9 protein-coding genes are annotated in these 12,559 nt (G+C 60.3%); 8 read left to right on the top strand and 1 reads right to left on the bottom strand.

From position 1 onward, the window contains the following. Window positions 1-94 precede the first annotated feature (94 nt). The gene (gene murD, locus ACR0ES_RS05335) at window positions 95-1,492 is read left to right on the top strand and encodes a UDP-N-acetylmuramoyl-L-alanine--D-glutamate ligase (protein ID WP_480869783.1); all 1,398 of its coding nucleotides are present in this window, start codon (window positions 95-97) and stop codon (window positions 1,490-1,492) included. 109 nt (window positions 1,493-1,601) lie between these two features. Further along, the gene (locus tag ACR0ES_RS05340; protein WP_480475937.1) at window positions 1,602-1,976 is read left to right on the top strand and encodes a glycine zipper family protein; all 375 of its coding nucleotides are present in this window, start codon (window positions 1,602-1,604) and stop codon (window positions 1,974-1,976) included. A 24-nt stretch (window positions 1,977-2,000) separates the two neighbouring features. On the opposite strand, the gene ACR0ES_RS05345 is transcribed toward ACR0ES_RS05340, so the two are convergent. Then, a complete protein-coding gene (locus tag ACR0ES_RS05345; protein WP_480869785.1) occupies window positions 2,001-3,182 on the bottom strand; it encodes a BaiN/RdsA family NAD(P)/FAD-dependent oxidoreductase in 1,182 nt (393 codons plus the stop codon). Window positions 3,183-4,021: 839 nt separating this feature from the next. On the opposite strand from ACR0ES_RS05345, the gene ACR0ES_RS05350 reads away from it, so the two are divergent. From ACR0ES_RS05350 to murC, 6 genes are all read left to right on the top strand, one after another. Next, the gene (locus tag ACR0ES_RS05350) at window positions 4,022-5,845 is read left to right on the top strand and encodes an adenylate/guanylate cyclase domain-containing protein (protein WP_480869787.1); all 1,824 of its coding nucleotides are present in this window, start codon (window positions 4,022-4,024) and stop codon (window positions 5,843-5,845) included. Between the two features lie 28 nt (window positions 5,846-5,873). Next, entirely contained in the window at window positions 5,874-7,040 is a 1,167-nt protein-coding gene (locus tag ACR0ES_RS05355; RefSeq protein WP_480869789.1) for a phosphatase PAP2 family protein, read from the top strand. Window positions 7,041-7,061: 21 nt separating this feature from the next. Beyond that, window positions 7,062-8,675 (top strand): S8 family serine peptidase, encoded by a 1,614-nt coding sequence (locus tag ACR0ES_RS05360; RefSeq protein ID WP_480545752.1) that lies wholly within the window; start codon window positions 7,062-7,064, stop codon window positions 8,673-8,675. A 189-nt stretch (window positions 8,676-8,864) separates the two neighbouring features. Continuing rightward, window positions 8,865-10,028: a putative lipid II flippase FtsW gene (ftsW, locus tag ACR0ES_RS05365; RefSeq protein ID WP_209504524.1), complete on the top strand. Its 1,164-nt coding sequence runs from the start codon at window positions 8,865-8,867 to the stop codon at window positions 10,026-10,028. Further along, window positions 10,028-11,125, top strand: a complete 1,098-nt coding sequence (locus tag ACR0ES_RS05370) for a UDP-N-acetylglucosamine--N-acetylmuramyl-(pentapeptide) pyrophosphoryl-undecaprenol N-acetylglucosamine transferase (RefSeq protein WP_480869791.1) — start codon at window positions 10,028-10,030, stop codon at window positions 11,123-11,125. Before ftsW ends, ACR0ES_RS05370 begins: the two co-directional genes overlap by 1 nt. Then, window positions 11,122-12,531 carry a UDP-N-acetylmuramate--L-alanine ligase gene (gene murC / locus ACR0ES_RS05375; RefSeq protein WP_480537423.1) on the top strand — a complete coding sequence of 470 codons (1,410 nt, stop codon included), beginning with the start codon at window positions 11,122-11,124 and terminating at the stop codon, window positions 12,529-12,531. Before ACR0ES_RS05370 ends, murC begins: the two co-directional genes overlap by 4 nt. Window positions 12,532-12,559: the final 28 nt, after the last annotated feature.

The raw sequence follows: 12,559 nt of genomic DNA on the forward strand, positions 1-12,559 counted from the left end.
TCGCGCCGCAGCGCGAGCCTGACACGCCCCTTGTCATTGTGATTTTCTTCAGTGCAGTGTGGCCTCCAAATCCAAATCAAAGAAGGTGTGTAGAATGATCCCGGTCAAAGGCTTTTCAGGGCAGAAAGTTGCGGTTCTGGGATTGGGCCGGTCCGGTCTGGCAACCGCACGCGCCTTGCGCGCAGGCGGGGCGGAGCCGGTCTGCTGGGATGACAACCCGACAACCCGCGCCATAGCCGAAGGCGAAGGATTCTCCTGTGCCGACCTGCGCAAACAGGGGGCTTTTGACACTATTGCCACGCTCATCGTTTCACCGGGCATTCCGCATCTTTATCCCGAACCCAACCCCGTGGTTGCCGCAGCCTTGGATGCAGGCGTGCCAGTCGACAACGATATCGGCCTGTTCTTCCGCTCCTTCGCCGGACCGGAATGGAACAACTATGACACGCCTCCACGGGTCATTGCGGTCACCGGCTCGAACGGGAAATCAACCACTGCTGCTCTGATCCACCACATCCTGACCGAGGCCGGGCGCGAGGCGCAGTTGGCCGGAAATATCGGGCGCGGTGTTTTGGATATCGATCCGGGTGGCGATGGCTCGGTCGTGGTGCTGGAACTTTCCAGCTATCAGACGGAACTGGCCCGCGCGCTGACCCCGGATGTGGCGGTGTTCACCAACCTTTCGCCAGATCATCTGGACCGCCACGGTGGCATGGGCGGATATTTCGCGGCTAAACGAAGGCTGTTTGCCGAAGGCGGCCCGGACCGCGCGATTGTCGGCATCGACGAAACCGGAGGTGCGTTTCTGGCCGGGCAACTGGCCGAAGGGCCGGCGGATGACCGTGTAATCCGTATCTCGGTAGCGCGGAAGCTGACCGGGCCGGGATGGCAGGTCTTTGCGCGCAAGGGGTTTTTGTCGGAATACCGCAAGGGGCGGCAGGCCGGGTCTATCGACCTGCGCGCGATCAAGGGCCTTCCCGGTGCCCATAACCACCAGAACGCCTGTGCGGCTTATGCGGCTTGCCGGTCGCTGGGCCTTGCGCCGCGCGTGATCGAAGACGCGCTGCACTCGTTCCCGGGCCTGCCCCACCGCAGCCAGATCATCGCTGAGGCGGGCGGAGTAACCTATGTCAACGACTCCAAGGCGACCAATGTCGACAGCGCCCTGAAAGCGCTTATGGCGTTCAAAAAGATCCGCTGGATCTGTGGCGGGCTTGAGAAAGAAGGCGGCGTCGCAGCCCTGAACGCAGCAGCGGATCAAGTGATAAAAGCCTATGTCATCGGTCGTGAGGCGGCGGGCTTTGCGATGCAGCTGACGGTCGACGCGCAGGTCTGTACCACGATGGAGGCAGCAGTGGCGCATGCCATGGCGGAAGCCCAGGCGGGGGAGACCGTTCTGCTCGCTCCGGCGGCGGCAAGTTTCGATCAATATGACAATTTCGAACAGCGTGGCGACGACTTCACGGCGCAGGTGCAAAAACGGCTGGGCTAACACCGCACCTGCAACAGCCTGCCGGTACGTGTGGACATTTTTCAGTCAGATTGACACTTTGTTGGAATTGAGGTTGCGTCACCTTAAGTTCAATAAAGAGGAAGCGGAAATGTCTGCACGCAAAATTCTCTCCATCCTTCCCGTCGTTGCGCTGGCCGGGGCCTGTGCCAATAGCGGGGCGAATTATGTTCCTATCATCGACGGGCCTGTGGGGCCGAACTACCAGTCCGATCTGGCCAATTGTCAGGCGCTGGCGCGGTCCCGCCCGACGCTGGACAGCAACACCGCAGGCGCTGCCGCCATCGGCGCGGCCGGTGCTGCGGCAACCACGGCAATTATCGACAACAGCGCCAGCGATCTGGGCCGTGCGGCGGCCGCCGGTGCTCTGGTCGGTGTGGGTGCCAGCGCGATCAGCAACACCCAGAACCAGGAAGTGATCGTGCGCAACTGCATGCGCGGTCGCGGGTATAACGTCGTCGGCTAATGCCGCGCAAAACGGAAGTGTAGGTTAAATCTTGGCGGCAATGGCAACACCTGCGGCATGGCCTGATGACCACGCCCATTGAAAGTTGTAGCCGCCCAGCCACCCGGTGACATCCACCGCTTCGCCAATCGCATAGAGGCCAGGGACATCCTTGGCCTCCATCGTTTTCGACGACAGATCATCGGTATCTATTCCGCCCAGTGTGACCTCGGCAGTGCGATACCCTTCGGTTCCCGACGGTACCAGCCGCCAGTCAGACAGGGCCGCGACCAGTTCAGACAGCTTCGCGTCCGACTGATCGGCCAGATTGCCGGACATCGGAATGACTTGGCTCAGATACTCGACCAGCCGGGACGGCAGATGCCGCGCCAGTTCCGTTGTCAGCGCCTTGCGCCCGGCGTTTTGCCGTTGCGCACGCAGCAGATCGAACAGGGGCAGTTCGGGGATCAGGTTCACGCCGATCTCCTCACCTTCGCGCCAATAAGAGGACAGCTGCAAAACGGACGGCCCGCTGAGGCCGCGATGGGTGAACAACAGCGCTTCGTCAAAACTTGTGCGTTTGTTGGAAAGCCGCACGGGCAGGGAAACACCGGACAGGTCCTTGAACCGGCCATCCGAAAAGGTGAATGGCACCAGCGCCGCGCGGGTGTCGGTCACCCGCAGGCCAAACTGCCGGGCAATGTCATAGGCCAGCCCGGTCGCGCCCATCTTGGGGATGGATTTGCCCCCCGTGGCCAGCACCAGATTGGCACAGGTCAGATGCAGGCGCTGCCCCTCACGCTCGACCTCCAGCGCGAATCCGGTGCCATCCTTGCGCAGATCACGCAGCGCGGTCTGCACCCACAGCTCGGCACCGGCGCGGCTCATCTCGTCCAGCAACATCTGGATGATCTGCTTTGAAGAGCCATCACAGAACAACTGCCCCAGCGTTTTCTCATGCCATCCGATGCCGTGCCGGTTCACCAGATCGACAAAATCCCACTGCGTAAACCGGGCCAGCGCGGACTTGCAGAAATGCGGGTTTTGCGACAGGAAGTTGTCCGGGCCTGCATACATATTGGTGAAATTGCACCGCCCTCCGCCCGAGATGCGGATTTTCTCGCCCGGCGCCTTGGCGTGGTCGATCACCAGCACCCGCCCACCGCAACGGGCCGCGCACATCATGCCTGCCGCTCCGGCGCCCAATATGATCGTATCGAACCTCATGCACCGCCCTTGGCGTGGATTTTCGGCGATGACAAGGGTGAAACCCGGCGCATCGGGCCAGAGGCAAAGGATTTAGTTGTCAGGTGAATGATTCCCGGAAAATCGGGGCCTGCGGGCGGTGACACCCTTGCGCGGGGGCCGGTTTGGGCTGGTTGTCGGGATTTTGCGCGCGCGTCTCGGGGCGGGATTGGAAGCGTGCAGATCACAGAAAACCACTCCCGAGTCCGGTCAAATTGCGGCACCGTTCAGGTTGTGCGAGGCACCTGGTCCCGCCACGTGTGGGGCCACCGAACAGGGTGGCGACTGGCTTGACCGGCTGAAACGGCGAGGGCCGGGCAACGTTCAGATACTTTTTGGAGAATCGATTTCCGGTACCAGTCAGCCGCTGTCGTGTCATGCCGTCCGCCCGGTTTAGCGGCAACAGGAAGCTCCAATGCCAAAGGCTTGACCGGGGTCAGCCCTCGCGCACTCCTAACGGGAAGTCTTGCCGCGTCAGCCCGTCTTTCCCGCCAAGCACAAAGCGCCACAGATGCCGGGTAAATTCGCCAAATTGCACCGAAAAATATGTGCAAAAATAAAAATATGTCGACGGAAGTTCACTAAAACAATACAATAACCCTTATTATTTTGAACTTAACGCATTTTAGAAACCAAATCTCATCAGCGGGCCGATTAATGCCTCGTGATTTCCATTCAGGCCCGTGGCCCGTCCCGCGCAATGCAGCGCCATTCACACCCGTCGGCTGCATCTGCAATCACAACACGCCTCTGATGCGTGCCAGCCCGCCTGTTTTCGGGGTGGCACATTTCAACAAGTTAAAGAGTTCCGAGACACGATCATGGGTATTACTCTGAATTTGAACAATCCAAGCGACCTTCCCAAGGCGCGGCTCAGGGCGATCCTGTTCCTTGATGCATGTGATTACTCTGCCGCCGTCCGCGAGGCCGAGCTTGAAACACTGGCCAGAATCCGCCGCGATCTGAATTGCGTCAGCGATCTGGTTAACAGCTTTCGGGGCCGGGTGACCGGCCTGACCGGTGACGGGCTGTGCGCCGTTTTCCCAAGCGCGCGTGCCGCCGTCGAAACTGCGCTGGGGGTGCAGGATGTCCTGACCCATGCCCCCGACCGGTACGCCAAAGGGTATCGAATTGGGATACATCTGGGCGACACGTTCGAGGTTGACCAGCAGATCATCGGCGACGCTGTGAATACGGCGGCCCGGATCGAAAGCGTCGGCTCATCCGGCGAGGTTCTGGTCTCAAGCGTTGTGCGCAATGCGCTGCGCGGACGACAGGATTTCCTGTTCAACTCGATCGGGCGGCCCAATCTCAAGAATATCGGTGCCACGCTCGAGCTGTTCAAAGTGGCCCGCGCAACCATCGACGTCCCCTATGAGAAGGACGGAAAAGCACAGCCGGTTCCCGTTCCCACCAAACCAACGGCCTTCCGGTCCGAGCAGATGTCGTTCTCCATACCGCGCCCGAATTTCGTGATAGGTCTGTTGTCTCCGGATGTCGGTGGCAGTTCCGAAACCGCGACATTCGTGTCCAACATCGTCGCGGAACAGCTGTCCAAATCCCTTACCGAAACCGAAGCGCTCGAGGTTCAGGATTACCGGGTGCCGCAGGTCGCGCTTCCAAAGGAACCACTGTCGGCTGGACCTGATCTTTTCCTTCAGTGTCGCGCTTCGACCTGTGGCAGCATGTTGCAAGTGTCCGCCACCGCAATGCGGTCAGAAGACAGAAAAGTGATCTGGAGCCAGAATGTGGTGGCCGATCAGGGTGACTTTCTGGGGCAAAACTGCTCGGGTCTGACATCGTTCATCAGCTATGCCACCGACGCTTTGCTGACGGCTTTGCTGAACGGGCGTCACATGCGCGACCCGGCCTCCCATCACGCGGCGAAAACCGCCGTTGCCGCCGTGCATCACCTGCTGACGATGACGGGGCCGGGGCTGGACCAGCTCGAGGCGGATATTCTGGCGGCTTACGAGCTTGATCCCAAGCCGGTCTACCTTGCGTGGCTGGCTTATGTCACAACATTCAAGGTCGGCGAACGGTACGGAACCTGGGATGCTACACTGGAAGCGCAGGCGCGCGATCTGGCCCGCCGCGCTGTCGAGGCTGACCCGGATAACGGCACTGTTCTGGGCCTTGTCGCCCACGTGCATTCCTACGTGTTCCGAGAGTTTTCGGTGGCGCAGGATCTGGTCGACCGTGCGCTCGAGCTCAGCCCGTATCGTGCGATGAGCTGGGATTCCGCCGCCATGCTCTATTGCTACACGGATCGTCCGGCGCTGGCAGTGGAAGCTGCGCAGAAGGCACGGCTTATCGGACGGCACAGCCCGTACCGGCATCTGTTTGACGGGGCAGGATGTGTCGCCGCGCTGGTCAATGGCGAGTTCGAGAAATCCATCAGGTTCGGCGAATCCGTGATGGAGGTTCAACCGCAGTTCAAGACCGTCATGCGCTATCTGGCTGCGGCTTACGGGCACGCAGGTGACCAGCAGCGAGGCGAGTTCGCCTTGCAGCGGCTGACCAATCTGGAACCGGACATGTCGCTGGCCTGCATCCAGCAGGACCGGTTCCCGGTGCCAACACGGTTCAGCGCGCAACTGATGGAAAGCGGCCTGTCCAGGATCGGATTGCCGCAACACGCTTGAAGTAGGGGTAAAAGTAGGGGGTTTACTTATGTCTTACGTTTCCACGCTCAACGGTTTTGGCATGATGGTCCGACGTGGTGAGCTGATCTCGTGCAAAGTAATCAGATTGATGAACCTTGCCAGAAACTCCAGAGGCCTCAGCACCACATCGGGAGAGAACCGATCAGCGCTGGACAACTTCATTTACGACGCGCAGCGGAAAACCTTTATTGAATACCTCAATGTTATCCATGAACTGAATCCCGATTTGGTGGATAATAGGAAACTGCGCGACCTTACTGATTTCATGGAGAACGAAGAGTTCATTGATCCCTTCAGATCCGAAAGCCGCGTAAAAGATGCAAAAGACGATGAGATCGGGAAACGTTCTGCCCTCGGCGCGGCCTCAATCGCGATGAGCGCATCTTCGGCGTTTGCTTTGAATCGAAACAGGAATCGCAACAGAAACCGCAATCGCAACAGAAACCGCAACCGAAACAGAAATCGCAATCGCAACCGGAACCGCAGCGATTTTGACTTTGGCGGTAGTGATGCCTCCTTCGGCTGGCGCGAGATGCGCGATCTGTGCCGGATCGGAATGCTGCCCGCATCCGGTCTGCTGGGCAAGGTCTGGGAAAACATCGACCTTCTGCCGCCCCCGGGCCCTGACGAAAGCATGAAGGAAACCGAATACCTGCTGATCCTGCAAGGTCGGCTCAAATGGTCAAATCAGGCGACACGGCGCGAGGAAATCGTGGCGCAGGCTGGCTTTGGTATTGATGACTATCTCAGCCCGCTGGGCATTGACGAGCAGGGTGGCTTTGATGCGACACGTGCGCTGATGACGATCCTGCTGGAACTGACGAATGAGATTGGCCTGACCTACAAGAACCGCTTCAGTCGGCCCAGACCCAATATCATCCAGCCGCTGATCCGGCCCTTTATCCCGGTGCCTTTTCATGCGGCTTACCCCTCGAACCATTCCTACCAATCCTTCGCAATTGCCGAACTGTTCTCGCGGCTGATCCCTGAACATCCGGGCACTGTCGCTTTGTTCCACCGCGCCCAGCGGATTGCTGAAAACCGCGAATGGGCTGGTCTGCACTACCCAAGCGACACAGCCGCCGGACGAAGTCTGGCCAGAAAAACCGTGGCTTACCTGACCGAGGTTCTGGACGAACTGATGGACGAAGCACAAGACGAATGGCTGGGTTAAGGATCAACGCGAGGTGACGAAATGACCGCAGGAAACGAAGACTACGCACGATATTACTATCTCTGGCATCTGGTCGCGATCAAAGCCTTGACCGTCAAGGCGCCCCCGCCCGCTGACGGAGAGACCTGCCCGGAAATCGACAGCGCGATCTGGGATTTCACAGGCCCTGCTCTGGCCGAGGCGAAGATCGCCCTGATCGACATGGGCGTGGCCCCGCATCACCCAAACCTGAAAGCGCCGGACACCGGACCGGTTCCGGCGGACAGGGTCATTCGGGACGAAGCCCTTGATCTGGCCAGCCACCCGTTCGGTGTCAAATACATCGACCGGTCGGCCGTTGGGGCAGGGGCAGAACATATCGAAGAACATGTGCAACATCTGTCGGGCATTCAGAACCCCTTGGGCATTCCGGGCCTGACGTCGCAGGAACAGCGGGTGATTGCCGGGCTGAGATCGGGGTTTGGTGTTAAGCGTTACATCGATGCTTATGATGATCGCTATGCCGGGCACGGCACCAGCTGTGCCGGGCTGGCTTGCGGAACCAGCTTTGCGGCGGACCAATTCGGCAATACCGGCAATATCGCGGCGTATTACGGGGTTGATCCCAAAAGCAGGATTATTCCGATCACGACGTCGATCTCACCCAGCCCGGAAGAGTTGATTGCGGCGTTTCTTTATGCTCATGAAAAGGATGTTCATGTCATCCTGTTTCCGCGCGACATAGCGAACCCGGACCATTGGCCCGGGTATGATGACCGTCCTGCCACTGTTACCGAACCGTTCTATCCGGGTCTGGACAGGCACGAAAAGACGCGCCTGCACGAGACGATGCGCGATGAACCCGACGGTGACGCGCGCGATATTTCAGTGGCGTGGTCGACGCTCCACAAGGTCGTCGAATGGGTCAGCACGAAAATTCCGGTGGTCTGCGCGGCTGGCAATGACGGTCGAAGTGAATTGATTTACCCCGCCAGCCTGTCCGGTGATCCAGCCAACGGGATCATTTCCGTGGGGGCCGTCAACTATAATGGCTACCGGTCCGGGTATTCGAACTATTCTGCTGATCTGACCGTGTCCGCCCCCTCGGATGACGGTGAGATATACAACCGCTATCAAATTCGTCTGGACCGTGATGCAGCCTCGGCCACTGATTTCCATCTGGAGGATCGGGCCGCTCTTCCCAAACATCACCTCAAACGCGATGGCAGTGGTGACGCGATCCCGATTGTCGATTTCGCACCTCAACGGTTGGTGACGTTGGACGTGCCGGGCCCCCGGGGTTATGTCGAAGGCAGCCTTGCCGCGGCTGTCGAAACCCGAAAAAAGGCCGTGGACGATCCTGCTGGTCTGTATACCGAATTCGGCGGCACTTCGGGGGCTTCGGCCCTTGTTGCCGGGGCAATCGCGATGATGCAACGAAAGTCGCCCAATGTTCTCAATGGGGTGCAGATCAAAGCCATCTTCAAGAACCTCGAAACATCTGCAACGCGTTTCAATAATGCCCACTGGTATTGGTCCTCGGCCGCAGGAACCCTGCAAGCTGATGCGATCAACGGTTACACGCCTCCCCCCAGGGCCGAACTGTTCGGTGTGGCGGGGCTGCTGGATGTGCCGCTGCTGCTGACCAAAGTCTGACAGCCCGCCGCCTCCCGCCCGATGGCCGTCGCAACACGGTTGACAGGTGGTCTGGGTCTGCGGCGCGGGTCTTGCGCGGGAAATCCCGATTTGCCCGCGAACAGGCTGGCCTGATCGCCAAATTGCATGTAGACTCGTAGCCAGACCCCGAAAACGGGGCGTTAACGAGGCAGAGAGTGGCGGTATCTCATGACTGAGATGGTGTATGGCGCGGTCCAGGACCAGCGCGGAGAACCGATTCTACCGAAGTGGTGGCGTACTATCGATCGCTGGACGATGTCCTGCGTTCTGATCCTGTTTACCATCGGGCTGTTGCTGGGGCTGGCCTCTTCGCCGCCACTGGCCGGTCGCAACGGGTTCGACCCCTTCCATTATGTCGAGCGTCAGGCCTTGTTCGGCGGATTGGCGCTGATCGCGATGCTGCTGACTTCGATGATGTCTCCAACCTTGGTGCGGCGTCTGGCCGTTCTGGGTTTTCTGGGGGCCTTCGTCGCTCTGGTCTTCCTGCCGGTGTTTGGAACGGATTTCGGCAAGGGTGCGGTGCGTTGGTATTCGCTGGGCTTTGCCTCGCTGCAACCGTCCGAGTTTCTGAAACCCGGCTTTGTCGTCGTGGCCGCTTGGCTGCTGGCGGCCTCACAGGAAATCAATGGCCCTCCGGGGCGGTTGTGGTCCTTTGCGCTCTGCATGGCCATCGTGGCCATGCTGGTGATGCAACCCGATTTCGGTCAGGCCTGCCTGATCCTGTTCGGCTGGGGCGTCATGTATTTCGTAGCCGGGGCCCCGATGCTGCTGTTGCTGGGCATGGCCGGTGTTGTCGTTCTGGGCGGGATGCTGGCCTATTCGAATTCTGAACACTTTGCCCGCCGCATCGACGGCTTTCTGAATCAAGAGGTCGATCCGACCACCCAGCTGGGCTATGCCACCAACGCCATCCGCGAAGGTGGCTTGTTCGGCGTCGGCGTGGGGGAAGGGCAGGTGAAATGGTCGCTGCCCGATGCCCATACCGATTTCATCATCGCCGTCGCGGCCGAGGAATACGGCCTGATCCTCGTCATGATCATCATTGCGCTTTATGCGCTGATCGTCGTGCGCTCGCTGCTGCGGCTGATGCGCGAACGCGACATGTTCATTCGTCTGGCCGGTACCGGTCTGGCCTGCATGTTTGGCGTTCAGGCGATGATCAACATGGGTGTTGCGGTGCGTCTGCTGCCCGCCAAGGGCATGACTTTGCCGTTCGTCAGCTATGGCGGCTCGTCCCTGATTGCTGGCGGTATTGCCGTTGGCATGCTGCTGGCCTTCACCCGAAACCGCCCACAGGGCGAACTAGGCGATATTCTGCGCGGACGAGGATAATGGGGAACCCTTACCTGTTGATTGCGGCTGGCGGCACCGGGGGCCATATGTTCCCCGCTCAGGCGCTGGCCGAGGCGATGCTGCACAAGGGCTGGCGCGTGCGCCTGTCCACCGACCCGCGCGGCGCGCGCTATACCGGTGGCTTTCCCCATTCGACCGAAATTGTCGAGGCGTCCTCGGCCACCTTCGCCCGTGGCGGTCTGGCGGCAAAGGCGATGGTTGGCCCGATTATCGCTGGTGGTGTCACCAGCATGATCTTCCAGATGATGCGCGACAAACCCGATGTTGTCGTGGGCTTTGGCGGTTATCCGTCGATCCCGGCGCTGGGCGCCGCGTCCCTGCTGAAAATACCGCGGATGATCCATGAACAGAACGGGGTACTGGGCCGCGTGAACCAGCTGTTTGCAACCCGCGTTGCGCAAGTGGCCTGCGGCGTCTGGCCGACGGATCTGCCCGAAGGCGCGCATGGCATTCACACCGGCAACCCGGTGCGTGCCGCGGTTCTGGACCGTGCCGCCGCCGGGTATATCCCGCCGGGTGACTATCCGATGTCGGTTCTGGTGATGGGTGGCTCGCAGGGCGCGCGCATCCTCAGCGATATAGTGCCCGGTGCGATTGCCGCGCTGCCCGAAGACCTTCGCGCGCATATCCGTGTCTCGCATCAGGCGCGGGATGAAGATGGCGAACGGGTCAGCGCATTTTACCAAGACCATGGTATCCGCGCCGACGTTCAGCCCTTCTTCGATGACATTCCCCGCCGCATGTCGGATGCGCAGCTGGTGATCTCGCGCTCGGGCGCGTCCAGCGTGGCCGATATCTCGGTCATCGGTCGTCCTTCGATCCTGATCCCGTTTGCTGCTGCCGCCGGGGATCATCAGACCGCCAACGCGCGCGGGCTGGTGCAGGCCGGCGGGGCCATCATGATCCCGGAAAATGCGCTTGACGTTCCCACGCTGACACAGCAAATCACCACGGTTCTTACGAACCCCGAAGCCGCACAGAAAATGGCCCATGGCGCTCTGTCGGTCGGGGCGCCCGATGCCACCCAGCGTCTGGTCGCTCTGGTCGAGCAGCTGGCGCAGAAGGAGACCACATGAACCCAGCAACCAAACTACCGCAGGACGTAGGGCCGATCCACTTCGTGGGCATCGGCGGGATTGGTATGTCGGGCATCGCCGAGGTGCTGCTGAACCTGGGGTATCAGGTGCAGGGCTCCGATCTGAAAGCCTCGAAGATCACTGACCGTCTGGCCAGTTTGGGGGCCGAGATTTTCGTCGGCCAGCGCGCCGAAAACCTTGAAAACGCGGCCGTCGTGGTGGTCTCGACTGCGATCAAACCGGGCAACCCGGAGCTTGACCAAGCCCGCGCCCGAGGGCTGCCGGTTGTCCGCCGCGCCGACATGCTGGCCGAACTGATGCGCCTGCGCTCGAACATTGCCATTGCCGGAACACACGGCAAGACCACCACGACGACCATGATGGCCGAACTGATGGTGGCAGGCGATTTCGATCCGACCGTGATCAATGGCGGCATCATCCACGCCTATGGATCGAACGCGCGGATGGGGCAGGGCGAATGGATGGTGGTCGAAGCCGACGAGAGCGATGGCTCGTTCAACCGCCTGCCCGCAACCATTGCCATTGTCACCAATATCGACCCCGAGCATATGGAGCATTGGGGTGATTTCGACAGGCTGCGCGACGGCTTTTACGAATTCGTCTCGAACCTGCCATTCTACGGTCTGGCCGTCTGCTGCACCGATCATGCCGAGGTTCAGGCCCTTGTCGGCCGCATCACCGACCGCCGTGTGCGAACCTATGGGTTCAACGCGCAGGCGGATGTGCGGGCTGTGAACCTGACCTACAAAGGTGGCGTGGCGCATTTCGACATCCATCTGCAATACGAAGACAAGATGATCGAAGGCTGCACCCTGCCGATGCCCGGCGATCACAACGTCTCAAACGCGCTGTCCGCCGCTGCCGTCGCCCGTCATCTGGGTATGAAAGCTGCGGAAATCCGCGACGCGCTGGCCAATTTCGGCGGCGTCAACCGTCGCTTTACAAAGGTCGGGGAAATCGACGGTGTCACCATCATCGACGATTACGGCCACCACCCGGTCGAAATCGCCGCCGTTCTCAAGGCCGCCCGTCAGGCGACCGAAGGTCGCGTGATCGCCGTGCATCAGCCGCACCGCTATTCGCGCCTGTCCAACCTGTTTGACGATTTCTGCACCTGTTTCAACGACGCCGATGTCGTGGCCATTGCCGAGGTTTTTGCCGCTGGCGAAGACCTGGTCGAAGGCGCGTCACGCGACGATCTGGTGCAGGGCCTGATCCGTCACGGCCACCGCCACGCCCGCGCGCTGCTGGATGAAGACGACCTTGAACGCCTCGTCCGCGAACAGGCCCGTCCCGGCGATATGGTCGTCTGCCTCGGCGCCGGTACGATCAGCGCCTGGGCCAATGGCCTGCCCGAGAGATTGCAAAGAAAACAAGCTGTTTGACGCGTCATTTGTTTGTCGCACAACTTAA

The organism is Ruegeria sp. N7, assembly GCF_056531345.1.

Coding starts and splice junctions, on each gene's coding strand:
- ACR0ES_RS05345 (WP_480869785.1), bottom strand. CDS start 3,182: ATGAGGTTCGATACGATCATATTGGGCGCCGGAGCGGCAGGCATGATG.
- ACR0ES_RS05355 (WP_480869789.1), top strand. CDS start 5,874: ATGTCTTACGTTTCCACGCTCAACGGTTTTGGCATGATGGTCCGACGT.
- ACR0ES_RS05360 (WP_480545752.1), top strand. CDS start 7,062: ATGACCGCAGGAAACGAAGACTACGCACGATATTACTATCTCTGGCAT.
- ACR0ES_RS05350 (WP_480869787.1), top strand. CDS start 4,022: ATGGGTATTACTCTGAATTTGAACAATCCAAGCGACCTTCCCAAGGCG.
- ftsW (WP_209504524.1), top strand. CDS start 8,865: ATGACTGAGATGGTGTATGGCGCGGTCCAGGACCAGCGCGGAGAACCG.
- murC (WP_480537423.1), top strand. CDS start 11,122: ATGAACCCAGCAACCAAACTACCGCAGGACGTAGGGCCGATCCACTTC.
- murD (WP_480869783.1), top strand. CDS start 95: ATGATCCCGGTCAAAGGCTTTTCAGGGCAGAAAGTTGCGGTTCTGGGA.
- ACR0ES_RS05370 (WP_480869791.1), top strand. CDS start 10,028: ATGGGGAACCCTTACCTGTTGATTGCGGCTGGCGGCACCGGGGGCCAT.
- ACR0ES_RS05340 (WP_480475937.1), top strand. CDS start 1,602: ATGTCTGCACGCAAAATTCTCTCCATCCTTCCCGTCGTTGCGCTGGCC.